Origin of the sequence: Breoghania sp., assembly GCF_963674635.1 — a bacterium.
Taxonomy (GTDB): Bacteria; Pseudomonadota; Alphaproteobacteria; order Rhizobiales; family Stappiaceae; genus Breoghania.
This window is the reverse complement of record NZ_OY771475.1, coordinates 3,547,501-3,571,318: the sequence shown is the minus strand read 5'-3', so window position 1 is coordinate 3,571,318 and position 23,818 is coordinate 3,547,501. Positions and strand designations below refer to the sequence as shown.

At 63.2% G+C, this 23,818-nt stretch carries 18 protein-coding genes, 1 tRNA gene, 2 rRNA genes and 1 pseudogene (1 of these 22 cut by a window edge); 17 read left to right on the top strand and 5 right to left on the bottom strand.

All coding sequences use genetic code 11. The annotated features are described in order from the left end of the window. Nucleotides 1–116 precede the first annotated feature (116 nt). The 15 genes and pseudogenes from ABGM93_RS15595 (at nt 117) to ABGM93_RS15525 (ending at nt 13,238) form a co-directional block, all read left to right on the top strand. Entirely contained in the window at nt 117–1,235 is a 1,119-nt protein-coding gene (locus ABGM93_RS15595; protein ID WP_319774418.1) for a 1-propanol dehydrogenase PduQ, read from the top strand. 87 nt (nt 1,236–1,322) lie between these two features. Then, nucleotides 1,323–1,607: a BMC domain-containing protein gene (locus ABGM93_RS15590; RefSeq protein WP_319774419.1), complete on the top strand. Its 285-nt coding sequence runs from the start codon at nt 1,323–1,325 to the stop codon at nt 1,605–1,607. A gap of 28 nt (nt 1,608–1,635) precedes the next feature. Further along, nucleotides 1,636–2,439 carry a propanediol utilization microcompartment protein PduB gene (gene pduB / locus ABGM93_RS15585; protein WP_321501048.1) on the top strand — a complete coding sequence of 268 codons (804 nt, stop codon included), beginning with the start codon at nt 1,636–1,638 and terminating at the stop codon, nt 2,437–2,439. Between the two features lie 22 nt (nt 2,440–2,461). Beyond that, a pseudogene (locus ABGM93_RS15580) lies at nt 2,462–2,704 on the top strand (BMC domain-containing protein); the annotation flags it as partial. Between the two features lie 561 nt (nt 2,705–3,265). Further along, a complete protein-coding gene (locus tag ABGM93_RS15575) occupies nt 3,266–3,940 on the top strand; it encodes a phosphate propanoyltransferase (protein WP_321501044.1) in 675 nt (224 codons plus the stop codon). Between the two features lie 46 nt (nt 3,941–3,986). Beyond that, nucleotides 3,987–4,832: an ethanolamine utilization protein EutJ gene (eutJ, locus tag ABGM93_RS15570; RefSeq protein ID WP_321501042.1), complete on the top strand. Its 846-nt coding sequence runs from the start codon at nt 3,987–3,989 to the stop codon at nt 4,830–4,832. After that, nucleotides 4,829–5,617 carry a hypothetical protein gene (locus tag ABGM93_RS15565; RefSeq protein WP_321501040.1) on the top strand — a complete coding sequence of 263 codons (789 nt, stop codon included), beginning with the start codon at nt 4,829–4,831 and terminating at the stop codon, nt 5,615–5,617. Before eutJ ends, ABGM93_RS15565 begins: the two co-directional genes overlap by 4 nt. An 11-nt stretch (nt 5,618–5,628) precedes the next feature. Beyond that, on the top strand, nt 5,629–5,895 hold the full coding sequence (locus ABGM93_RS15560) for a EutN/CcmL family microcompartment protein (protein ID WP_319774425.1): 267 nt from the start codon (nt 5,629–5,631) through the stop codon (nt 5,893–5,895). Between the two features lie 11 nt (nt 5,896–5,906). Then, nucleotides 5,907–6,419: a heme-binding protein gene (locus tag ABGM93_RS15555; protein WP_321501038.1), complete on the top strand. Its 513-nt coding sequence runs from the start codon at nt 5,907–5,909 to the stop codon at nt 6,417–6,419. Then, the gene (locus tag ABGM93_RS15550; RefSeq protein ID WP_321501036.1) at nt 6,416–8,128 is read left to right on the top strand and encodes an aldehyde dehydrogenase family protein; all 1,713 of its coding nucleotides are present in this window, start codon (nt 6,416–6,418) and stop codon (nt 8,126–8,128) included. Before ABGM93_RS15555 ends, ABGM93_RS15550 begins: the two co-directional genes overlap by 4 nt. A gap of 70 nt (nt 8,129–8,198) precedes the next feature. Continuing rightward, entirely contained in the window at nt 8,199–8,501 is a 303-nt protein-coding gene (locus ABGM93_RS15545; RefSeq protein ID WP_319774428.1) for a BMC domain-containing protein, read from the top strand. A 66-nt stretch (nt 8,502–8,567) separates the two neighbouring features. Beyond that, entirely contained in the window at nt 8,568–9,485 is a 918-nt protein-coding gene (locus tag ABGM93_RS15540) for a glycyl-radical enzyme activating protein (RefSeq protein WP_321501034.1), read from the top strand. Between the two features lie 68 nt (nt 9,486–9,553). Continuing rightward, nucleotides 9,554–10,702: a methionine adenosyltransferase gene (gene metK / locus ABGM93_RS15535; RefSeq protein ID WP_321501032.1), complete on the top strand. Its 1,149-nt coding sequence runs from the start codon at nt 9,554–9,556 to the stop codon at nt 10,700–10,702. A 44-nt stretch (nt 10,703–10,746) separates the two neighbouring features. Further along, the gene (locus ABGM93_RS15530; protein WP_321501030.1) at nt 10,747–12,036 is read left to right on the top strand and encodes a PocR ligand-binding domain-containing protein; all 1,290 of its coding nucleotides are present in this window, start codon (nt 10,747–10,749) and stop codon (nt 12,034–12,036) included. 41 nt (nt 12,037–12,077) lie between these two features. Beyond that, nucleotides 12,078–13,238, top strand: coding sequence for a response regulator (locus tag ABGM93_RS15525; protein ID WP_321501028.1), 1,161 nt, complete (start codon nt 12,078–12,080; stop codon nt 13,236–13,238). 153 nt (nt 13,239–13,391) lie between these two features. Here ABGM93_RS15525 and ABGM93_RS15520 read toward each other — a convergent pair whose 3' ends face one another. Beyond that, the gene (locus tag ABGM93_RS15520) at nt 13,392–13,982 is read right to left on the bottom strand and encodes a TetR/AcrR family transcriptional regulator (RefSeq protein WP_321501025.1); all 591 of its coding nucleotides are present in this window, start codon (nt 13,980–13,982) and stop codon (nt 13,392–13,394) included. Nucleotides 13,983–14,152: 170 nt separating this feature from the next. On the opposite strand from ABGM93_RS15520, the gene ABGM93_RS15515 reads away from it, so the two are divergent. Beyond that, the gene (locus ABGM93_RS15515) at nt 14,153–14,737 is read left to right on the top strand and encodes an NAD(P)H-dependent oxidoreductase (protein ID WP_321501023.1); all 585 of its coding nucleotides are present in this window, start codon (nt 14,153–14,155) and stop codon (nt 14,735–14,737) included. A 456-nt stretch (nt 14,738–15,193) separates the two neighbouring features. Here ABGM93_RS15515 and ABGM93_RS15510 read toward each other — a convergent pair whose 3' ends face one another. Then, on the bottom strand, nt 15,194–15,652 hold the full coding sequence (locus tag ABGM93_RS15510; protein ID WP_321501021.1) for a hypothetical protein: 459 nt from the start codon (nt 15,650–15,652) through the stop codon (nt 15,194–15,196). Between the two features lie 21 nt (nt 15,653–15,673). On the opposite strand from ABGM93_RS15510, the gene ABGM93_RS15505 reads away from it, so the two are divergent. After that, on the top strand, nt 15,674–20,767 hold the full coding sequence (locus ABGM93_RS15505; RefSeq protein WP_321501019.1) for an autotransporter domain-containing protein: 5,094 nt from the start codon (nt 15,674–15,676) through the stop codon (nt 20,765–20,767). A 1,087-nt stretch (nt 20,768–21,854) separates the two neighbouring features. Here ABGM93_RS15505 and ABGM93_RS15500 read toward each other — a convergent pair. The 3 genes from ABGM93_RS15500 to ABGM93_RS15490 all read right to left on the bottom strand — a co-directional run. Further along, a tRNA-Met gene (locus ABGM93_RS15500) sits at nt 21,855–21,931 on the bottom strand. A 387-nt stretch (nt 21,932–22,318) separates the two neighbouring features. Further along, a 5S ribosomal RNA gene (gene rrf, locus ABGM93_RS15495) occupies nt 22,319–22,433 on the bottom strand. Nucleotides 22,434–22,651: 218 nt separating this feature from the next. Next, nucleotides 22,652–23,818: ribosomal RNA gene (locus tag ABGM93_RS15490) — 23S ribosomal RNA — on the bottom strand (it continues 1,577 nt past the right edge of the window).

Sequence of the window (23,818 nt, the reverse complement as noted above, 5' to 3'; positions counted from 1 at the left end):
TTTCGACCCGCGCACACCGGCCGGACGGACCGGCGGCGTACCGACCACGCCAACCGGGCCGTCCGGCCCGCCCCTTTCAAGATCCGAACAAGATCGCGCCCAGGACCGACAAGACCATGAAGACCTACAACAGCTTCTTTCCCCGCACGGAGGTCGTCTTCGGACCGTCTCTGCTGGAAAGGCTCCACGCCTACCGCGGACAGAAGGTCGCCATCGTCACGGACGCCTTCATGGCGAAATCCGGCCCGCTCGATCGTGTGAAAAGCTTTCTGCCCGACTGCGAGATCCTGGTCTTTGACGAGGCCATCCCCGAACCTCCGGTGGACACCGTATCCAGAGGCGCGAGCCTGCTTAGGGACTTCTGCCCCGACGTGGTGATCGCGCTGGGCGGCGGATCGCCGATCGATGCGGCCAAAGCCATTCTGGCCGTGGTCCGCGAAAGCATCATGGGCCGCAAGATCCCCTTCGTGGCCATCCCCACCACCAGCGGCACCGGGTCCGAAGTGACCTCCTTCGCGGTCATCTCCGATCCTGCCAACGGTCGCAAGTTTCCCCTGATTTCCGATGAGCTGGTGCCCGACGTGGCGCTGCTTGACCCGGAATTCGTTCGCACCGCCCCCCCCAGGATCACCGCCGATACCGGCATGGACGTGATCACCCACGCCATCGAGGCCGTGGTGGCGAGAGGTGCCACGCACTTCACCGACGCCTTCGCCGAAAAGTCGCTTGAGCTCGCCTTCGAATATCTCCCGAGGGCTTACGAGACCGGCGACGACATGGAAGCCCGTGACGCCATGCACCAGTCATCCTGCCTTGCAGGTCTTGCCTTCACGGGCGCAGGCCTCGGCATCAATCACAGTCTGGCGCACGCCCTCGGCGGCTGCCTTCACGTCGTCCATGGCCGCGTCAACGCGGTCCTGATGCCGGTCGTGATCGCCTGGAACGCCGAGGATCCGGAAACAGCCAAACGCTATGCCCGCATCGCCCGGCGCGTCGGTCTCGACGTGCCCAGCACGCGGGCGGGCGTGCGCACGCTCATCCGGGCGATCGAGACGTTCAACCATCGCTTCGGCATCCCCACCACCTTGCGCGGCATGGGTGTCGATATGGCGGAATTCGGCCGTATCCGGTCGGAGATCGCGGCGGCCGCACTGGCAGATGCCTGCACGGCCGGCAATCCCCGCAAACCGTCCCAATCCGAGCTGGAGAGCCTGCTCGCCCGCATCGGCGGATAGGAACCGAGGGAGAATGCAGCAGAGCACATACCGCGAAGAGCAGACGGCAAACGTAAACATCGGAACATCGTGACCAAGGAGACAGCGATGCAACAGGAAGCACTGGGAATGGTCGAGACCAAGGGTCTTGTCGGCGCGATCGAAGCGGCGGACGCCATGGTGAAATCGGCCAATGTGACCATGATTGGTTACGAGAAGATCGGCTCCGGCCTCGTGACCGTGATGGTCCGCGGCGATGTCGGTGCGGTGAAGGCGGCAACGGATGCAGGTGCTGTGGCGGCTGAAAAGGTCGGCACCGTGGCCTCGGTCCACGTCATTCCGCGTCCGCACATGGAAGTGGAACGGATCCTTCCCAAGAATGTCGCCGAATAACCCCTGAATAGGACAAGGAGACACCGTCATGAGAGACGAGCTTGTCGAACAGCTGATGGGGGAAGTCATCCGCAAGATGGGCGGCAGCAACGATGCCGCCCCGGCAGCCCCCAAGGCCGCGCCCGCGAAGGCGCCGGCCACCTGCAACCTGACCGAATTCGTCGGAACCGCCATCGGCAACACGATCGGCATGGTCATCGCCAATGTCGATCCGGCGCTGCACGAGAAGATGAACATCGACAAGAAGTACCGTTCCATCGGTATCGTCGGTGCCCGCACCGGTGCCGGTCCGCACATCTTCGCGGCTGACGAAGCGGTCAAGGCGACCAACAGCGAGGTCCTGGTGATCGAGCTGCCGCGTGATACCGAAGGCGGGGCCGGCCACGGCTCGTTGATCATCTTCGGCGCCGCCGACGTCTCTGACGCCCGGCGTGCGGTTGAAGTGATGCTGTCCGAACTCGACCGCACCTTCGGGGACGTCTATGGCAACGCTGCCGGGCATCTGGAATTCCAGTACACCGCCCGCGCCAGCGCGGCCCTCAACAAGGCGTTCGGCGCCCCGATCGGCCAGGCTTTCGGCATCACGGTCGGCGGCCCCGCAGCCATCGGCGTTCTGCTGGCCGACACGGCAGCCAAGGCGGCGACCATCGACCCCATCGCCTACAGCTCCCCGGCCAGCGGCACAAGCTTCTCCAACGAGGTGATCTTTGCATTCAGCGGCGACTCCGGTGCCGTGCGTCAGGCGATCCACGCCGCGCGCGATGTCGGCAAGCAACTGCTGGGGACCATGGATCCGACCCCGCTGGAGTCCTCGACCACGCCGTATATCTGACCCGTGAAGAAGGAAGACAGTCATGACTGAGCAAAGCCTCGGACTGATCGAGACCATAGGGCTGACGGCGGCCGTCGAAGCCGCAGACGCGGCGGTTAAGTCGGCCAATGTCACGCTCGTGGGCTACGAACTGGCCAAGGGCGAAGGCATGACGGTCGTGAAGCTTCTCGGGGATGTCGGTGCCATCAAGGCTGCGGTCTCTGCTGGGGCCGCAGCCGCCGCCCGGGTCAACCGTGTCGTCTCAACCCATGTGATCGCACGGCCATCCCGCGGCCTGACCACACTCGTGGCCAGCGCCGATACCGTCGGCATGGCACCTCCTCCTGCGCCGGACGTCGAACCGGCTCCCGAACCGGCTCCAGCCATGAAGGCGGAGCCGGTCGCGGAGACCCCGACTGAGGAGACCTCCACCCCGGAGGCCCCCGTTGCGGCGGCTTCGGTCGAGGTGGAACCGGAAGCGCCCGCAAATGCCCCTGAGGAAAAGGCGGAGAGCTCCGGGCCGGAAGAAGCCCAGGCTTCGCCCGAACCGGAAGCGACCGACGTGCCGGATCCGACGGAACCGGAACCGACAGCTCCTGAAAAGTCGGCAACCGACGACAAGCCTGAACCGGATCCCAACCAGCCGAGACCGGGCCAGCGCGCGCGCCGCCGACAGGGCCAGGGCAAGCGGAAATAGACGACCGCGCCCTTTCGCACGGCTCTGCGACCGGGAAGCGTCAATACCAGAAACAGGGTCTGACCGGATCGACCGGTCAGGCCAACGGCCCCGGCTGCGCCGGAGCACATGCCAGCCGATGGCAAGAAAAGAACAAGCAGGACGGAAAGAATGCAGCCGGTAGATGACACAATCGCTCTGATCGTTTCGCAGATCATGGCCGAGAGCCGGATCGCGGCCCGCAAGGCCACCGAAAGGGAAAAGGCTTCCGCCTCCGGCCTCGTTCCGGTGGGCGTTTCCAACCGCCACCTCCATCTTTCGCGTTGCGACATGGATGCGCTTTTCGGCCCCGGCTCCGAACTGACCCGCAAGAAGGCGATGAAGCAGCCCGGCCAATATGCTGCGGAAGAGACCGTGACGTTGCGCGGGCCCAAGGGCGAACTCCGCAAGGTTCGTGTGCTCGGCCCGCTGCGCAAGGAAACCCAGATCGAGATTTCCGTGGCCGATGGCTTCGTCCTCGGCGTGAAGCCCCCGCTGCGCATGTCCGGAAAGCTCGCCGGTTCACCGGGGGTCGAGATCATCGGCCCGGCAGGCTCCGTCAAGAAGCATGACGGCGTCATCGCAGCCCAGCGCCACATCCACATGCTCCCTGAAACCGCCGCTCCGCTGGGGCTGGTCAATGGCGAGGAAGTCGCCGTCGAGGTGCAAGGGCCCCGTGGCGGCGTGATGGAGCACGTGGCCGTGCGCGTGGCGGAAAACTCCGCGCTGGAACTGCATATCGACATCGAAGAGGCCAATGCCCTTGGCCTGAAGAACGACGACCTCGTGCGCATCCTCAAGGCCTGACGCCCCCTCGCACACGCCCCTTCAACCGCCCGCCCGGGTGAGATCCATGACGACGACAGACAAGACATTGCTGGACTTCGCCGAAATGGTGCGATCGCATTCGGTCCTGCCGCGTGAGGACTGGGCGGACGGACCGCTGAAGGTCGGCGTGGATCTCGGCACGGCCAATCTCGTCGTGTGCGTGCTTGATGCCGCGAACACGCCGGTGGCCGGCATCACCCATCGCTCCACGGTCGTGCGCGACGGCATCGTCGTCGACTATATCGGCGCGGTCCAGGCGGTGCGCGCCATGAAGGCGGATCTGGAAAAGCGCATCGGCCAGCCCCTGACGCAGGCCGCGACCGCCATCCCGCCGGGCATCCATCACGGCAGCGCCAAGGCCATCGGCAATGTGGTGGAAGCAGCCGACATGGACCTCGTCGAGATCGTCGACGAGCCGACCGCAGCGGCTCGTTTCCTCGGCATTCGTGACGGGGCCGTCGTCGATGTGGGCGGTGGCACGACCGGCATTTCCGTCTTGCGTGACGGCGAGGTTCTCGCCTCCTTCGACGAGGCAACCGGCGGCACCCACATGACCCTCGTCCTGGCCGGGGCCAGGCGGACCTCTTTCGCCGAAGCGGAAGCCTACAAGCTCGACACCGGGAACGAACGCGAGGTCTTCTCCGTCGTGCGCCCCGTCGTGGACAAGATGGCGAGCATCGTTTCCCGCTTTCTCGAAGACCATCCCGGCATCGACACTATCCATGTCGTCGGCGGTGCCTGCACCTTCACCGATTTCGAAAAGGCCTTCGCCAGGCACACGGGTCTGACCATCGTGAAACCGGCAGCCCCCCTGCTGGTGACCCCGCTCGGCATCGCCCATTACCAGCAGGCAGGAGGGCAGGCGCGATGAACGGCCATGACCTCGATACCCTGCTGAACCGGGCCCTTCTGGATATCCTGTCGGACCGCATCGTCGCCGTGCTCAACCGGCGCGCCCGCTCTGCGCTGGTCCTTTTCTCCGAGACGGATCTCGGTCTGGAAGCAGCGATTTCCTCGCTTTCCGCCCTGAGCGTGTCTGGCTGGAACCTGGAGATCCACACCAGCGCCGCGGCCAGCGCGTTGGTGAACGAACGCAGCCTCGCCAGTCTGGGCGGCGCCGCGCTTGTCGGCGCTCTTGCCCGCCCGCAGAACAGCCCCCTGCCCACCGACGGCCTCCTGGCCCGGCACGCGGTGGTGATCGTTCCCGCCATGAGCGTGTCCCTTGCCGCGCGCGCGGCACTGGGGCTGGCGGACGACGACATCTCGCGTCTTCTTTCCGGCGCGCTGGAAAGAGGCATGCGCGTGGTCGCGGCGCGGGACGGCTGCTGCCCGGCCTGCCGCGAACGCGCCACACGCGGCCTCACGCCCAGTCCCGCCTATCGCGCCTTGATGGCGAGCCACCTCACTGCGCTGGAAAGCTACGGGGTGGAATTCGCCTGGGCCTCCCGGCTTCACCAGAAGGTCGAGGACGGTCGCTCCAATCCCTCCCCCATCGCCACAAGCCTCCATCCGGTGCAAATGACAGGTCAGGTTCTGGGCCTGAGCGCCGTCAAGGCACTCAGCGGCGATGAACTGCGCCTTGCCAGCGATGTCCTTGTGACACCGCTGGCGGCGGAAGAACTCAAAGTCCGGCAAATCCGGCTCATCAGGACGTGAGGAGAAGGTCAATGTATCTCGCCAGCGTGATCGGAACGGTCGTCTCCACCAGCAAGGACACAACGCTTTGCGGCTCCAAGCTGCTCATCGTGGCGCGCCTCAACGAAAAGCTCGAACGCGAAGGTCCGACCCAGGTTGCGACCGACACCGTCGGCGCGGGGTGCGGTGAAACCGTCATCGTGACGACCGGCAGCGCCGCCCGCCAGAGCGGATCGCTCGATCACAGTGTCACCGATGCCTCCATCGTCGGCATCGTCGACAGCGTGGAAGCCCACTGAGGGACAGGAAGATGACGACCCGCTCCACCCACCTGCTGATCGAACGGCTGCTGAGCGCGCAGATCTCGAAGCCCGCTTGCGGCCTGGAGATGTCGCTCGCCGTGGCCCGGCAATTGGCGGCGGATGCCGAAGCGAAGGCAGGCGCGATGGATCTGCCGATCGTCATTGCGGTGGCCGACAGCGAGGGCGCGCCGATCCTCTTTCACCGGATGGATGGCAGCCTGCCCGCAAGCGTCGAGATCGCCACCAACAAGGCGTGGACCGCGGCAGCCTTCCGCATGTCCACGGATGAACTCGGCCGGCTCGCACAGCCCGGCCAGATGCTCTTCGGCGTCGAAGCAAGCCATGGCGGACGGGCCGTGCTGTTCGGCGGCGGCATGCCCTTGTGGCGCGAGGGGAAGGTTATCGGCGCCATCGGCATCAGTGGCGGCACGGCGGATGAGGACATGATCATCGCCGTCCACGCCCTCAACCAGTTTCAGAATTTGCGCGGGCTTTGCCCCGAACAAGGAGCAGAAAAATGAACGATCAACAGATCACCGACGCGGTCGCACAGCTGCTTGGGGGCCATGGTGCCTCCCCCGCAGCGAGCCCGGTCGCAGCCCCTGTCCCCACACCTGCTCCTGCCGCGCCGCCCGCAACGACCGGAGCCTCGTCGGTGGAAGATCTCGTTGCGAAGATCCTGGCCGAAGGCGGCGCCAAGCCGGAAACCGGCGCCTGCCCGGATTACGTGCCCGGCTCCAAGCGTTGCTGCTGGCAGCGCGCCCGCGGCGAAAACGATCCGACCGATAATCTGGTGTCCAGCCTGCTCGCCGGCGCCATGGCCCAGTCCGCCGCTCCCAAACGTGGGGTCTGCCCGGTCACGGGCCGGTCGGCACCTGACACATCCATCACCGATGAAGAAGCCCTGACCCTTGGCGACGGCGTCTTCGAGACCATGGACGAGGCCATCGAGGCGGCAGAGGAAGCCCAGCGCCAGTATCTCTTCTGCTCCATGGCGGCCCGTCACCAGTTCGTGGAAGGCATCCGCGAGGTCTTCCTCAACGAGGCGACGCTGGAACGCATCTCCCGCATGGCTGCGGACCTGACCGGCATGGGCAACACCGCGCACAAGATCATCAAGAACCGGGTGGCCGCCCAGAAGTCCCCCGGCGTCGAGGATCTCACAACCGATGCCTGTTCCGGCGATGGCGGCCTGACGCTGGTCGAATATTCGCCCTATGGCGTGATCGGCGCGATCACGCCGACCACCAACCCGACCGAAACCATCATCTGTAACTCCATCGGCATGCTGGCCGCGGGCAATGCGGCGGTCTTCAGCCCGCATCCGCGCGCCAAGCAGGTCTCGCTGCTGGCCATCAAGATGATCAACCGCAAGCTCGCCTCGCTTGGCGCGCCCGCCAACTTGGTCGTTACGGTTCTCGCCCCCTCCATCGAGAACACCAACGCCATGATGAAGCACCCGAAGGTGCGCATGCTGGTGGCGACCGGCGGCCCGGGCATCGTCAGGACCGTCATGTCCACCGGCAAGAAGGCGATCGGCGCGGGCGCCGGCAACCCGCCGGTTGTGGTGGATGAGACCGCAGACATCGAAAAGGCGGCCCAGGACATCGTCAACGGCTCCAGCTTCGACAACAACCTGCCTTGCATCGCCGAGAAGGAGATCGTCGCCGTCGAGCAGATCGCGGATTACCTGATCTCCTGCATGCGCAAATGCGGCGCCTATTTCGTCGAGGATCCGGCAATCGTGAAGAAGCTGGAAGCGCTGGTGATCAACGAGAAGGGCGGGCCGCAGACCTCCTGCGTCGGCAAGAGCGCGCGCTACCTGCTCGACAAGGTCGGCATCACCGTCGGCGACGACATCAAACTCATCCTGATCGACCTGCCCAAGGAGCACGTCTTCGTTCAGGAAGAACTGATGATGCCGATCCTGCCGCTGGTGCGCAGCCCGAGCGTCGACGACGCCATCGATCTGGCGGTCGAGCTGGAACACGGCAACCGCCACACCGCGATCATGCACTCCACCAACGTTCGCAAGCTCACCAAGATGGCGAAGCTCATCCAGACGACGATCTTCGTGAAGAACGGTCCCTCCTATGCGGGCATCGGCGTGGGGGGAGAGGGTCACACCACCTTCACCATCGCCGGTCCGACCGGCGAGGGGCTGACCTCCGCCAAGTCCTTCGCCCGTCTGCGCCGCTGCGTGATGGTCGAAGCGCTCAACGTGCGCTGAGACGCCTCGTGCCGATCCAGCGAATGAAAGACATGAGAACGAGAGAAGAGATCAGGGGAGCCGAAAGACCATGATGAACACCCGCATCATCAACGCGCCCCACAGCGAAGTGCTCCAGATGCTGCAGCGGCGCATGCCGCCGCATGGTCGCGCCTACGTGCGCGATCACTCGGTGGGGTCCATCGGGCTGGTCCAGTGCAACATCACGGATCTCTTCTTCTATTCCGATGTGGCGATGAAGGCCTCCGACGTCTTCACCGTCGAGGTCTACGGGACCTGCCCGCAACACGTCACGTCGCTCGCGATCCTCGGAGAAACATCGGCTGTGCGCACTGCAATGGATGCAATCCAGGCACAGCAATCCGCCTTCTGATCCCAGACCGGCACGAGAACCCCGGCATATGGAAGAGACCGCGGAGAAGAAAGGGAAACAAGAACCATGAACGGCATCGACTACGACATGGAGGGGATTGTCTTCGACATCCAGCGCTACTCCATCCACGACGGGCCGGGGGTCCGTACGATCGTTTTCCTGAAAGGCTGCCCCTTGCGCTGCCGTTGGTGTTCCAACCCGGAATCGCAGGCGCCCGAACCGGAACTTCTGTTCCGTGCCTCAAGCTGCATTCGCTGCGGACAATGCACGCCGGTCTGCCCGACCAAGGCGCTTTCGCGCGACAATCCCGGCTTCGTTGATCGCGACAAGTGCGTGAAATGCGGCACCTGCGTGGGCGTATGCCCGACCGATGCCCTCACCATCTCCGGCAAGAAGATGACCATCGCACAGGTCATGCTGGAGCTGCGCAAGGACGCGATCCACTATCGCCGTTCCGGCGGCGGCGTCACCCTGTCCGGCGGCGAGCCGCTGTTCCAGCATGCCTTTGCCAAGGAACTGCTCAAGGCCTGTCACGAACAGGGCTGGAACACCGCCATGGAGACCACGGGCTATACCACCCGCGAGATCATTCGCGACGTGATGCCCCATGTCGATCACGCGCTGGTGGACATCAAGACCATCGATCCGGCCAACCATCAGGCGAACACGGGCGTCGACAACCGCATCATTCTCGAAAACGCCCTCTGCATCGCGTCCCTGACCCATGCGGTCGTGCGCATACCGGTCGTTCCCGGCTTCAACGACACTGAAAAAGCGATCGGGGCCATCGCCGACTTCGCCAAGCTGATGCCCGGCGTCGATACGGTGCACCTGCTGCCCTACCACACCTATGGCGAAAACAAATACGCCCTGCTTGGTCGCCCCTATCCGATGGGAGATCTCGCCAATCTCAAGCCGGACGATGTTTCTCACCTCGTCCCGGCGGTTGAGCAGGCCGGTCTGAAGTGCCAGATCGGCGGATAACGCCTTTCGTATAGGGATCGGCTTCGGTCGATCCCTTGAAAAGACCAATAACGACAGGAACTGGTCCCATGGCCGCAACATTCATCAGCTCCGAATCCGTCACCGAAGGTCATCCGGACAAGGTCTGCGACCAGATTTCCGATGCGGTTCTCGACGCCTATCTGGAGCACGATCCGGCGGCGCGTGTTGCGGTTGAAGTGATGGCCTCCGGCAACACGCTCCATATTGCCGGCGAGGTCACCTCCACCGCGCATGTCGATATCGCGTCGGTGGCGCGCGGTGTTCTTCGCCGGATCGGCTACACAAATCCGGAGCTGGGCTTCGATGCGGATGGTTGCTTCATCCTGACCGATCTGCGCGAACAATCCCCCGACATCGCCCAGGGGGTCTCGCGGGTTGGCGAATTGGGGGCGGGAGATCAGGGCATTTTCTACGGCTTTGCCTGTGACGAGACGCCGACGCTTATGCCCGCCGCCATTCACTATGCGCACCGCCTGACAATGGCCCAGGCCGAGGCGCGCAAATCCGGCCGCCTGCCTTGGCTTCGTCCCGATGGCAAGGCGCAGGTGACGTTCCGCAATGACGCGGACGGCAAGCCCGTGGAACTGACGAGCCTCGTCTGCTCCGCCCAGCACGCTCCCGACGTTTCCCGCGAGGAGATGCTGCGCGGCCTGATTGAGGAAGTGATCGCCCCGACCATGGGGCGCTGGCTCACGCGCGACACCCGCGTTCTCATCAATCCCACAGGGCGCTTTGTTCTTGGTGGTCCGGCAGCCGATACGGGCCTGACCGGTCGCAAACTGATGGTCGACACCTATGGGGGGGTAGGCCGTCATGGAGGGGGCGCCTTTTCCGGCAAGGACGCTACCAAGCTTGACCGAACGGCCGCCTACATGGCGCGCCGGATCGCCAAGACCGTCGTCGCCGCAAAGCTGGCCGATCAATGCGAAATTTCTCTGGCGTTTGCGATAGGTCAGATTGAACCCGAGATGGTTGGCGTAAGGTTGAACGCAAGACAAAGCGTTGATACCGACCGCCTGGCACATGCGATCCGGGAGGTGTTTCCGCTTTCGGTATCTGGAATGATCGAAACCCTCGATTTGCGCAGGCCACTCTTTGAGAAGACCGCGGCATACGGCCACTTTGGTCGAGAATCGGAAGGTTTCGTGTGGGAAAGGGTGGACCTGACGGACGCCCTGCTGAAGGCATATCGGTGACTTCGCAATATCTGGACGACTTCAATCAGGATAGAGCGCGCTCGTTGCAGACGGGCCAAGACACAGCCAACCACAAAACCACCGCACGGCGACGCCTGTCGGACCTGACCAGTGTCGAGACGCTGCAGAAGGTCCAGGACAATTTCAGCGCCGCCGTCGGCGTCGCCATGGTGATCGTGGATCCCCGCGGCGAGCCCGTGACCAACCCGAGCGGGTTCAGCAACTTCTGCCAATACATCCGCAGCCACCCCATGTGGCGGGAGCGCTGCTATCATTGCGATTCCGTGGGGGGCCGCACCGCGCTGTCCACGGGCGATCCTTCGATCTACAAATGCCATTGCGGGCTGGTCGATTTCGCCGCGCCCATCATCATGCGCGGCGAGTATCTGGGCGCGGTGATCTGCGGCCAGGTCAACATGCGAACCAGTGCCCCCACCCCGGACCTGGTGGACCTGTCCGGGCTGTTTCCCACCGAAAACTCCTGGCGCGACGACCCCGCTCTCGTCAAGCTCCACGAAGACATTCGGGTCATCGATTACGAGAAGCTGCGCTCCGCCGCCTACTCGCTCTACTATATCGCCTCCTACATCGTGGAAGAGAGCTATTCGGCCAGCGTCAATCAGGAGCTCTATGCCAAGAACGTGCGGCTTCTGGAGGAATCCAAGCGCCGCGCGGAGCTGGAGCGATCCTTGCGCGAGGCGGAGCTTCAGGCACTTTCCTATCAGGTGAATCCGCATTTCTTGTTCAACGTGCTCAATACAATCGGCCGCCTCGCCCTCATCGAAGGGGCTGAGGAAACGGAGACCACGGTCCACGCCTTCGCCGACATGATGCGCTACGTCTTGAAAAAGAGCGGATCGCAATTCGTGCCGCTTTCAACGGAGTTGGACCACGTCAAGAACTACCTGTTCCTGTTGCGCCTGCGCCTTGGTGACCGCTTCACCTTCAAGATTTCCGTTCCCGAAGAGTTTGGCACCACCATCTGCCCCTTCATGGTGCTTCAGCCAATCGTCGAGAACTGCATCAACTACGCCATCGAGCCACGCGAAAGCGATGGCGTGGTGGAAATCAACGCCTTCCGGGACGGCGACGACGTGATCGTCGACATCGTCGACAACGGCGATGGCATCAGCGCGGAGCGCAAACAGGCGGTTCTGGCCGGCGTTGCGGATCGCGACGGGCGCAAGAGCATCGGCATCTACAATGTCGACAGCCGCCTCAGGCACTATTTCGGCGACGATCACGGGCTGGAGATCGTCAGCCCCTTCCGGGAGAACCGCGGTACGCTCGTCCGCATTCGGCTTCCTGCCGATTATGACGTTGCAGCGATCTGAGAGCCTTGAATTCCAATCGACAAGCCAACCGGGCCAGCACCATGTTCAATATCGTGATCATCGAAGACGAGGAACTGGAGCGCAGGGCACTTCGGCGCATCATCGAGACCAACCTGGACAGCGCCAGGATCGTGGGGGAGGCCCGCAACGGCACAGAAGCCGTTCGGTTGATCGAGACCTGTCAGATCGACCTGATGCTCGTGGACATTCGCATTCCCCGTCCAAACGGGTTGGAGATCATCCAGATGGTCCGCGACCGCGGCATGCAGACCAAGGTGATCATTCTCACCGCCTATGACTATTTCGAGATCATGCAGTCGGCGATCCATCTGAAGGCTGACAATTTCCTCCTGAAACCGGTGCGCACGGATGATCTTCTCAAAGCGGTGAGCGCGTGTCTGGGCACTGTCGACGCCACAGCGTCCACCACGCTCCCCGATGCGCCCCCATCTTTGAGTATCCCGTCTTCAAGACGGGATGAAACCCCGCAGTCGTTCCCCATCCAGGCAGATCCGGAGACCGTTGCAGAGACCGCTCACATCGCACGGCAGATTACAGACCTGGTGGAGAGCACCTCCTATCGCGCCTGCCTGACATTGGTGCGCCAGAAGCTTGAAGCCATCTACGCCCGCAAGGATGTTCCCCCACGCCGCGCGGTTCTTGAATATATCCGCACCGTTGTCCGCGTTGCGGAAGAGCGCCAACTCGCGATGCCGTCATGTATCACCCGCAAGATCGACGCGCTTGCCCAGCAAAGGCTTGATCTGCATTCGCACTATCAGATGCTGGAACTCGTCTACCAGATCGTGGATGTGCTGTTCGAGGCCCGCGAGCCGGGCGGCGCGCATGCCTCTGACTATATCCAGGATGTCCTGAACTATATCGAGAGGAACCTGCACAAGGGCGTCACCCTTGAGGAGGCGGCGGGCTTTGCGAATATCAGCTCCTGCTATCTGAGCCGCCTGTTTCGAAAGGAAATGGGGGGCACCTTCATCTCCTATCTGAAGACAAAACGGATAGAGCGGGCCAAGGAATTGCTGGCGGATAGCGACCTGCCGATCACCAATGTGTCGCTCGATCTGTCCTTTCAGGACGCCAACTACTTCTGCAAGGCCTTCAAGAAGGAAGTGGGCGTGTCTCCTTCGGAATACAGGCGTCAGTACAGGCGTCCCGTCGTCGATTGCCCCGCGCCGTCCGCATGACCGAGGCGTCCCGCCCTGCGGCCGGAGGTCAACGGTCGGTCAGATTTTCGAGATGATTTCCCCATGCGGCGCAGCTGATCCGCGCACCCGCGCAGATTGCGTTTGCACGCCGCAGCCGGGAAGACGGACGATTTCCTGGCCGACGCGCCTTGATCATTGCTCGGCCATTTGCGGAGGTTCCAGCCACGCCTTGAGATAGATCTCAAGGCGGGATCGCAGCGGCTGGTCGCCATGCAAGGCGCAGAAATGCATGGCCATGGCCTGCGTAGCGAAAGCCTGGACGCCTTCCGCCAGCAGCGCAGGCGAAATGTCACGCCGAAACTCCCCGGCGGCGAACCATTGCGCGAAGGCCTCCACTTGCCGAAGAAATGTCCGCGCAATGGGACCGATCTCCTCACGGGCGGCAGCTCCGGAATGACGCAGGATGACATCGAAGACATAACGCTCGCGGACCATGAAGTCGCAGAGCGGCATCAGGACCGCGGTTACCTCTTGCGCGTCTCGCGGGGCGCGAGCGCGCATCATCTCATCGATCAGGCCATCGATCTCTTCGCCCAGCAGCAGGTCCATCAGGACATCCTTATCCGCAAAATGCGCAAAGAACGTTCCTTTTGCCACCCCCGCCTCCGCCACGACATCCTCCACGCGAAGCGCCGAGTAGCCGTGACGGCCCACGATCTGACGCGCCGCTGCGATCAGCCGCCGGCGTGTCTCCAAGGTCCGCTTCTGGGGAAGTCTTGTCATCGTTCCAATCCGCCGTGTCAGCGCTTCGTGCCGCCTGATCGATCCCTAGCCTATGGGTCCCGGACGGTCAATAATATGACCACGGTCATTTTCTATTTGACCACGGTCATTTTATTGGTCATAGGTGACCCCACATTTAACTGACCGCGGTCAATATACGGAACCGGAACATGAAGCGTATTTTTGTGCTCGATGGGCACCCCTGCGTGGCAACGCTCTCCCATCACCTCGCCACCTCTTATGCCGAAGCCGCGGAAGCGGCCGGACACGAGGTCCGTATGCTGAACCTGTCGGCACTCTCCTTCGACATTGACCAGCAATCCAATTACCGCGACTTGAAGCCCCTGGAGCCCGATCTGGCAGCCGTCATAGACAATCTGGAGTGGGCCGATCACATCGTCATTTCGACGCCCATGTGGTGGGGAGGCCTGCCCGCGCGTCTCAAGGGACTTCTGGACCGCGCGCTTTTGCCGGGACGTGCCTTCAGCACGCGGGAAACAACGGCCTTGGGCATGCCGAAACCCATGCTTGCAGGACGAACGGCGCGCATGATCGTGACTTCGGATACACCGGGATGGTTCTTTCGACTGATCTACAAAAGCGCCCTGGTTGTGCAAATGAAGCGTCAGGTGTTCGACCTTATCGGCCTCAAGCCCTCCCGCTTCACCCTTCTTGCGGGAGCCAGTCATCCCAAGCCCGGGGTGGTGCAGCGTTGGCTCGAAAAGGCGGCTGCGCTGGGCCGAAAGGCGATCTGATCGCAAGAACCTGTCAGGCGGCACCGTCGCCTCAGCGCATCTTCGCCTCAGGGCAACGAGAACGCCCATATCGGCTGTTCTCCTGTCCCTGTGCCCGTCTGGTTCGCTTGGAACGTAAAAAGCCCCCGGCGATTTCTCGCACGGGGGCTTTTTGATTTGGTTGCGGCGGCCTGAGCGCACCGAGAGTGGCATCCGTATTTCGTGGGTCCGGGTTGCGCTCCCAATTCCGCTAACACTGGTTTCAAACAATAACCCCTGATCAGGGGATTCACTGCCCCACCCTTTCCCGCCAGAAGAACGATTGCTGAACCAATCTTTGCCGCTGCAGAACCACGCCCGGCTTGCCTGACGCGGCACGGGAGCCTGGTCGCGAAGAACTGCCATGCCGAGGGGGAATCAATGAACGCCAACGAGACCATGAGATGCAGGTCATACCCTGTGACAGACGCCGCGCGATCAGGCGCCTCCCGCAGGCTCAGAACCACTCTCCTGCTCGGGACCGCGCTCACCGTTGCGACCGCCATGGGCCTCGGAACCGCTCAAGCCGGCGGTGGCCGGGGTGGCGATGGTGGACAAGGCCCAGCCGGCAGTTTCTCCATCGTAGGGCGCGGCGGCGGCGGCGGTACAGCGGGAAACGGCGGCGGCAATGGGACCGCCGGCGTAGATAACGCAGGCAATGGCGGTGGTGGTGGGGGCGGTGCCGGCGGCTTTGCAGGCGGAACCGGTGCAACGAGTGCTCCAGGGGGCGCCGGCGGTGATGGCGGCACGGGGGGCGCGCACGGAGCGGCAATCTCCACCTCGGCAGTGATTGCAGGTGACAGGACGGCGCAAAACGGCGGCGATGGGGCCAATGGCGGTGACAACGCAGAATTCGGCGGCGGTGGCGGCGGCGGCGGCGGTGGCGAAGGTGGTCATGGCGTCGCCGTGAATGCTGCCGTGACTGTCACCAACAGCTCCGTTATTACGGGTGGCGCGGGCGGTCAGGGTGGACTGGGCGGCGCCCATGGGGCCTTTGGCACCAACGGATCCCGTGGCTATGGCGGCACGGGCGGAGCAGGCCTCTCCACGTCGGTGTCCGGCGTGTTTGTCACCAACAACACATCAGCCACCATCGCGGGCGGCAACGGCGGCGCAGGGCGGGGGGATGCCGCAGGCGGCGCCGGTATTATCGGGTCAGGTCTGAGTATCTCGAACAATGGCACGATCTCCGGCGGGTTCTCCAGCGACGGTAGTATCCGCGCCAATGCCATCGAATTCACAGGCGGCAGCAACCGTCTCTCGCTTGGCACCGGATCCGTTCTTAACGGCGGCATTGCCGTCACCGGAACACTGGAAATCGACCAGACCGACGATGTTGAAGTCGCGAATGTGATTTCCGGCAGTGGTTCGCTGGAGAAAACCGGCACCGGAGCGCTGACGCTCAGTGGCACCAATACCTATACTGGCGGCACGACGGTCAATGGCGGCAGGCTTTCCGTTTCCTCCGATGCCAATCTCGGCGCGGCGACTGGCGGCATAACGCTTACCACCGGCCTGCTGCAGATCAACGGGACCAGCTTCACCCAGTTGACGCGCGATCTCGCGGTCACCGGCAACGCTGGGTTCGAGAACAAGGACGCAGATCTGGTGGTCTCAGGCGGGCTGTCGGGCACGGGGACCTTGAACAAGTACGGCGCAGGATCCCTCATCTACAATGGCGATGGCTCCGGCTTCAGCGGGTCCCTGAACATTGTAGGGGGAACACTCGGCGGCTCCGGAACGATCGGCGGCACGGTTCGCGTCCAGTCCGGTGCAACGCTTTCGGCCGGCAACAGTCCCGGTACCCTGAGTGTTGGGGAGCTGATCCTTTTTTCCGGTTCGACATCCGAGTTCGAACTGGGAACGGCCGGAACTGTCGGAGGGGCGACTAACGATCTCGTCAGGGTCGGCGGCAACCTGACACTTGGTGGCACGCTCAACGCGACGGCGGGCTCCGCCGGCTACTACCAGCTCTATCAGTATGGTGGCACGCTGTCGGGCGCCTATGACACGGTCAACGTGACTGGTTTCAGCGGCGTCACCGGCACGATCCAGACCGGCATCCCCGGCCAGGTGAACATGGTCGTTCTCGCCGACGGACAGGTGCTGCAGTTCTGGGACGGCGCGGATGCAACCGGCAACGGAACGGTCGATGGCGGCTCCGGCACCTGGTCCACGAGTGGGACCAACTGGACCGGGCAGCCCGGCGAGGCCGGGATCAACGGTTCGTTCGTAGGCTCAGTGGCGGTCTTCGCAGGCACGGCCGGCACGGTCGCGGTGGATGGTACTCAGGGCTTCGACACACTGCAGTTCAAGACCGATGGCTATAGGCTGTCCGGCGGCACGCTCAGCATCGCTCCCGCCTCCGGCACGACCGGCACGATCAATGTCGATGCGGGCATCTCGACCGAGATCAGCTCGCAGATTGCCGGGACCGGCGACCTGGAGAAGGTCGGCGCGGGAACGCTCGTCCTCTCCGGCAGCAACACCTACACCGGCGACACGATCCTGACCGCCGGAACCTTGACCGCCGAGGATGACGGCAGCCTCGGCGACCTCTCCTCGGCGATCGTCTTCAATGGCGGCACGCTGCAGGCGGGAGCGGATTTCTCCACCACCGCGCGCGCAATGACCATCAACAACTACAAGTCGGCGAAGATCAACGTTGCCGATCCCGCAAAGAGCTTCACCGCGTCGGGCGTCATTTCCGGCACCGGCGACCTCGTCAAGATCGGCGCGGGCAAGCTCATCCTCACAGGCAACAACAGCTACTCCGGCACCACAATCCTGGGCGGCGGCACACTGTCAATCGCCAGCGACGACAACCTGGGCGCCAACTCGATCGCCTTCGAGACGGCCACGCTCGAGGTGACGGCCTCCGCAACGATCGACAACGCGATCTATCTGAACGCAAACACCACCGGCACGATCGACACGCAAGACAATGCGGTCACCGCTTCGGGCGACATTACCGGTACCGGTAATCTGGTGAAGACCGGCACCGGAACGCTCACGCTCTCCGGGAGAGGCTCCCATATCGGTTCCACGACGATCAAGGCGGGCACGCTGTCCATCACCGACGGCGACAACCTGAGTGCCAGCGCGCTCACGCTTGACGGCGGCACGTTTGCGATCACGGGCGATTCGGCCACCCTCGCCAACACCATCGCGCTTGCGGCCGGCTCTGGCACTATCGACATCAGCGGCAACGGGGCGACGTTAGGCGGTGCCATCTCCGGCTCCGGCGACCTCACCAAGACCGGTGCCGGCACGCTCACCCTCTCCGGAACCAGCACCCACACGGGCACCACGACGGTCAAGGCGGGCACGCTGTCTATCGCCGACGGCTCCAATCTCGGCACGGGCGGTCTGACGCTCGATGGCGCCACGCTCAATGTCACCGGCAGCGATGTCACACTCGCCACCGACCTGACACTCGGCGTCGGCTCGGGCACGATCCAGACGGCCAACGCCCTGACGCTCTCCGGTGCCGTCTCGGGCTCGGGCGACCTCACCAAGTCCGGTGCCGGCACGCTGCTTTACAACGGTGATGGCTCCGCCTTTACCGGCACAACGACCGTCACCGGCGGTACGCTTGGCGGCACGGGCACGCTTGGCGGGAATGTCGTGATTGAAAATGGCGCAACCCTGTCGGCGGGCAACAGCCCCGGCACGTTCACCATCAACGGCGATCTCACGCTGGATGGCGGCTCCACGTCCACCTTCGAACTGGGCGCGGCCGGCACTGTCGGCGGGGCGTCGAACGACCTTGTCAGGGTCGGCGGCAACCTGACACTTGGTGGTACGCTCAATGCGATGGTTGGCTCCGCCGGTTACTACCAGCTCTACCAGTATGGCGGCGCGCTTTCGGGCAGCTATGGCACGGTCAACGTGACCGGCTTCAGCGGTGCCACCGGCACGATCCAGACCGGCATCGCGAACCAGGTGAACATGGTCGTGCTCGCCGACGGTCAGATGCTGCAGTTCTGGGACGGTGCGGACGCGGTCGGAAACGGCACGGTGGACGGAGGAACGGGCACCTGGTCAACGACCAGCACCAACTGGACCGGCGCGCCCGGCGAGGCGAACATCAACGGGTCCTATGTCGGATCGGTCGCGGTCTTCGCAGGCACGGCCGGCACCGTCACCGTCGACGGCACGCAGTCGGTCGACACGCTGCAGTTCAAGACCGACGGCTACGTCTTGAGCGGCGGTACGCTCGACCTTGCGCCCGCCACCGGCACCACTGCGTTCCTCAATATTGACGCGGACCTTGAAGCCACGATCGGCTCGACGATCACGGCCGCGGCCGGGATCGATCTGGAAAAGACCGGCACGGGCGCCGTCCTCCTGACTGGCGACAGTTCCGGCTTTGCTGGCGACGTGCTGGTCTCCCGGGGCCTGCTTCTCGTCAACGGCACGCTCGGCGCTGGCGGCAACCGCTTCGATGTCGGCGGCGGTTCGGGCATGGCCGGGCTGTCGGGCAGCGGCACCATCGCCGGCGACGTCTTCGTCGGCACCAACGGCATCCTGGCGGGATATGGCGGCACGCCGACCGCCCCCCAGGCCGCGACGCTCACCGTCACCGGCGACCTGAGCTTCGCAAGCGACAGCGCGCTCTACGCTTTGGTGGACTTCGGCACCGACACCAACTCCACGATCAAAGTCAACGGCACCGCAACCCTTGCGGGAACCGTCAATGTCACCACCACCGGCGCGGTGCCCGGTCGCTCGACGGTCACGATCCTGACCGCCGATGGCGGGCGCACCGGCAAGTTCGACAGCGTCTACGACAATTACGCCTTCCTAGATGCCGCGCTGAGCTACACGGACACCACGGTCGACCTGACGCTGACACGCAACGACGCTGTCATGTCTGACGTTGCAAAGACCCGGAACCAGAAGGCGGTCGCGACCTCGCTCGAAGGCACGCCCGATACCAATCCGGTGGTCCACGAGATCATGGGCCTGTCGGACGACGGCGCACGCAAGGCGTTCGACAAGCTTTCGGGCGAGGCGGTCGCCTCGATGCAGGGCAGCATGACGCAGGAGGCCAACCTCGTCGGCTCGACCATTGCCACCCGCATCCACCAGGCCTTCGACGAGAGCGGCTCGACGCCGCCCCCCGGGATCACGATCGCGACCCACGGGGCCCCGGACGGCCTTGGCGGCGACGCCTACACGGTATGGATGAGGGCCTACGGATCGATTGGATCGAACGGCTCAACCGCGAACACCGCGGCTCTCGACCGCTCGGCAGCTGGCGCCATGTTCGGCGCCGACGCCCAGCTCGGCCAGGCGCGTCTCGGCGCTTTTGTCGGCTACCAGTCGGCCAATTACGACGTCAGCGCGCTGGGGTCGTCCAGCAAGGCCGACAGCTACCGCATCGGCGCCTATGCCGGCACGAAGCTTGGCGGCTTCCGCCTGTCGGGTGGTGCGGCCTACACCTGGCATGACATCGACACGACCCGCAATGTGGTCGTCGGAGCGCTGGGCGAGCGGCTGACGGGCTCAACCCATGCCGGAACGGCGCAGGCCTTCGGCGAGATCGGTTATGCCTTCCGGCTGCAAGGCGCGACCAACTGGCTGCAGCTGGAGCCTTTCGCAGGGCTGAACCATGTCTCCACCAATCTCAACGGCTACGCCGAGGGCGGCGGGGCCTCGGCGTTGACGGTGAGTGGCTCGACCAATGACGTGACCTTCACGACGCTGGGCGTGCGAACTTCATCTGAGGTCACCCTGCCTGGTGATGGCCGGCAGGCGCGGGTTTCGGCCATGGCGGGTTGGCGGCACGGGTTCGGCGACCTCACACCGACCTCGACCAACCGGCTCGCAGGCGGCGCGGCCCTCACCGTCGAGGGCGCACCGATCGCCGAGGACGTCGCGGTATTCGGCGCCGGCCTGTCGCTGGACATCACCGACCAGGCCACGTTCGGGCTCGACTATTCCGGCCAATTCGGCGAGCGGGCCGCCGATCATTCCGGCGCCGCGCGCCTGAACTTCCGGTTCTGAGAGCCTCGCCCGGAAGTGCTATCGGGTCGCGCGCGTTCTCTCTCGCGCTCATGCCCATGCGCCGTCATTGCCCGGCGAAGCCTGGGCAATCCACCTTCAGCCTCTCCTTTAACGGGCGCGCGGCATCACCCGGACTTCTCCGGGTGATGCCGACGGAGGGATTAAGTGGCCCCAATTTTCCGGACGTATGAGCGGCTGACTCAAGGTATATCCGGGACGCCTTCTGCACCGTCAATTTCAGGTCCGTCTCAGCCCGCTATGCCTTGCTCAGCGTTTTGTGCGCAAGAGTTCAATGAGACTGTTCGGTGTTTTGGAAGATCATCCAGTCCCGAATAACGCCATGTGCCTTGAAGCCACCGGTCAGGCCTTCCAGATAAACCGCTTCCGGTTTCAAGGATCACCACAGCCGTTCGAAACAGATGTTGTTTTTGGACCGGCCGCGCCCGTTCATCGTGACGCGTATCCCGGCGTCTGTCCGCGTGGATGGTCAGGCAGATCCGGCGCCCTGTGACCCCAGACAGGCATTCATGGTTTCAGGCGGTAAGAACCGGGCGATGGCCTCGTTCAAGCCTTCGACGCCGACGTCTGCATACCCCCTATTCGAGAGCCGCCAGCGGAGGACTTCCACGTCCCCCAATCCATAGTCGCAACCGGACTCAGAAAACCGTGCGTCACGGGGTGGAGATGATTTCCGATCACCGAACTTGTTTCGCTCGGCCGATCGTCATACCGCACATTATATCTGGATAAGCCTTGTGCTGCGGATGCGGTCGGCGGGTTCTGAGCCGTTTGAAGACCGCTTTCAGTCCCATCTTCACCATTAGACGGCGCACCCGATGCGCCCGCCACCGATGTTGTGGCGGCGTCGACCTTCAGCACTACGGCTGTCCGGCCACCGTGCTTTCGGCAGTTGATGCTTGGGCTTCGGAGGCGAAGCGTATCCGGAGCGAGGAGCGGGAGGCGTTTGCGCGGTTGAGAGGCTCGCCCTCTTCGCGTCCCTTCGCGCCTTTCGCCATTTTGCTTGTTGGAGAACGCAAAAAGCCCCCTCGCGTATTTGCGTCGGGGGCTTTTTTTGGAATGGTGATTTTGGTTGCGGGGGCAGGATTTGAACCTGCGACCTTCAGGTTATGAGCCTGACGAGCTACCGGGCTGCTCCACCCCGCGGTAATATTTTTGTCCTGTGTTTTTTTGCCAGGACGTTGGGCTGGTTTTCAGCCCGGTATTTATGTTTTGCCGCGTCCTCGCGGCTTTGCCGCTGCGGGCGAGGCGGGGGCTGCTCCACCCCGCGGTAAATTTTGGTGTCCTGTGGTTTTGCGCCAGGACGTTGGGCTGATTTTCAGCCCGGCATTTTTGTTTTGCCCGTCCTCGGCGCTTTGCGCATGCGGGCGAGGCGGGGGCTGCTCCTTTTGGGATGCGGCTTTTGCCTCAGGATTTCGTATCTCCGGACGTGTTTAAACGAGCGGAGCAGTTTTGCCCCACTCGGGAGATTTTCGGAGTGGAGATGATATGGCTTTTGATCGTTGAGAGATTTGTAATCGGTGTCCTTTGCAGGCCTGGCAGTGACCTACTCTCCCGCGTCTTAAGACGAAGTACCATTGGCGCAGGGGAGTTTCACGGCCGAGTTCGGAATGGGATCGGGTGGGGGCTCCCCGCAATAGCCACCAGGCCGGCGAAGGACATCGATTATCAGAAGAAACTGGTTTTTGTACTCATTTCATCGTGTTTTGTATCCGCGTTAGGGACGCACTTCCCGACATCCCGGCTAGGGATGTCGCTAGCGCGACCGCGCGCCGGCCGGTCAGGCCGCCCTCCCGGAGGGCAGCGCGCAGCGCGGTCGCCCGTGAGGGATACAAGTTATATTCAGATGATCATTGACTAATGAGAGTGATCAAGCCGAACGAGTTATTAGTACCGGTAAGCTGCATGCATTGCTGCACTTCCACACCCGGCCTATCAACGTGGTGGTCTTCCACGACTCTTCAGGGAGAACTCGTTTTGAGGTGGGTTTCCCGCTTAGATGCTTTCAGCGGTTATCCCGGCCACATATAGCTACCCTGCTATGCCGCTGGCGCGACAACAGGTCCACCAGAGATGTGTCCATCCCGGTCCTCTCGTACTAGGGACAGATCCTCTCAATTCTCCTACACCCACGGCAGATAGGGACCGAACTGTCTCGCGACGTTCTGAACCCAACTCACGTACCACTTTAATCGGCGAACAGCCGAACCCTTGGGACCTGCTCCAGCCCCAGGATGTGATGAGTCGACATCGAGGTGCCAAACGATCTCGTCGATATGGACTCTTGGAGATCATCAGCCTGTTATCCCCGGCGTACCTTTTATCCGTTGAGCGATGGCCCTTCCACGAGGGACCACCGGATCACTATGGCCGACTTTCGTCTCTGCTCGACTTGTCAGTCTCGCAGTCAGGCGGGCTTATGCCATTGCACTCAGCGAACGATTTCCGACCGTTCTGAGCCCACCATCGCGCGCCTCCGTTACTCTTTGGGAGGCGACCGCCCCAGTCAAACTACCCGCCACACACTGTCCCGGATGCTGTTACATCGCGGTTAGACATCCATGCAGGTAAGGGTGGTATTTCAAGGATGGCTCCACCAAGGCTGGCGCCCTGGCTTCAAAGCCTACCACCTATCCTACACATGCCGACACGAATGCCAGTGTGAAGCTGTAGTAAAGGTGCACGGGGTCTTTCCGTCTGACCGCAGGAACCCCGCATCTTCACGGGGAATTCAATTTCACTGAGTCTATGCTGGAGACAGCGGGGAAGTCGTTACGCCATTCGTGCAGGTCGGAACTTACCCGACAAGGAATTTCGCTACCTTAGGACCGTTATAGTTACGGCCGCCGTTTACCGGGGCTTCAATTCGGTGCTTGCACACCTCCTCTTAACCTTCCGGCACCGGGCAGGCGTCAGACCCTATACGTCGCCTTGCGGCTTCGCAGAGCCCTGTGTTTTTGATAAACAGTCGCCACCCCCTGGTCTGTGCCACCCCCACCTGGTTGCCCAAGCAGAGGTCTCCCTTCTCGCGAA

What these genes read in the sequence shown, in the direction of transcription:
- ABGM93_RS15520 (WP_321501025.1), bottom strand. Translation starts at nt 13,982, where the DNA reads ATGACAAGACTTCCCCAGAAGCGGACCTTGGAGACACGCCGGCGGCTG.
- ABGM93_RS15560 (WP_319774425.1), top strand. Translation starts at nt 5,629, where the DNA reads ATGTATCTCGCCAGCGTGATCGGAACGGTCGTCTCCACCAGCAAGGAC.
- ABGM93_RS15515 (WP_321501023.1), top strand. Translation starts at nt 14,153, where the DNA reads ATGAAGCGTATTTTTGTGCTCGATGGGCACCCCTGCGTGGCAACGCTC.
- ABGM93_RS15555 (WP_321501038.1), top strand. Translation starts at nt 5,907, where the DNA reads ATGACGACCCGCTCCACCCACCTGCTGATCGAACGGCTGCTGAGCGCG.
- ABGM93_RS15565 (WP_321501040.1), top strand. Translation starts at nt 4,829, where the DNA reads ATGAACGGCCATGACCTCGATACCCTGCTGAACCGGGCCCTTCTGGAT.
- ABGM93_RS15510 (WP_321501021.1), bottom strand. Translation starts at nt 15,652, where the DNA reads ATGACCACCTTCGCCACCGCCGCCGCCGCCGCCACCGCCGCCGAATTC.
- pduB (WP_321501048.1), top strand. Translation starts at nt 1,636, where the DNA reads ATGAGAGACGAGCTTGTCGAACAGCTGATGGGGGAAGTCATCCGCAAG.
- ABGM93_RS15595 (WP_319774418.1), top strand. Translation starts at nt 117, where the DNA reads ATGAAGACCTACAACAGCTTCTTTCCCCGCACGGAGGTCGTCTTCGGA.
- eutJ (WP_321501042.1), top strand. Translation starts at nt 3,987, where the DNA reads ATGACGACGACAGACAAGACATTGCTGGACTTCGCCGAAATGGTGCGA.
- ABGM93_RS15590 (WP_319774419.1), top strand. Translation starts at nt 1,323, where the DNA reads ATGCAACAGGAAGCACTGGGAATGGTCGAGACCAAGGGTCTTGTCGGC.
- metK (WP_321501032.1), top strand. Translation starts at nt 9,554, where the DNA reads ATGGCCGCAACATTCATCAGCTCCGAATCCGTCACCGAAGGTCATCCG.
- ABGM93_RS15525 (WP_321501028.1), top strand. Translation starts at nt 12,078, where the DNA reads ATGTTCAATATCGTGATCATCGAAGACGAGGAACTGGAGCGCAGGGCA.
- ABGM93_RS15540 (WP_321501034.1), top strand. Translation starts at nt 8,568, where the DNA reads ATGAACGGCATCGACTACGACATGGAGGGGATTGTCTTCGACATCCAG.
- ABGM93_RS15550 (WP_321501036.1), top strand. Translation starts at nt 6,416, where the DNA reads ATGAACGATCAACAGATCACCGACGCGGTCGCACAGCTGCTTGGGGGC.
- ABGM93_RS15545 (WP_319774428.1), top strand. Translation starts at nt 8,199, where the DNA reads ATGATGAACACCCGCATCATCAACGCGCCCCACAGCGAAGTGCTCCAG.
- ABGM93_RS15575 (WP_321501044.1), top strand. Translation starts at nt 3,266, where the DNA reads ATGCAGCCGGTAGATGACACAATCGCTCTGATCGTTTCGCAGATCATG.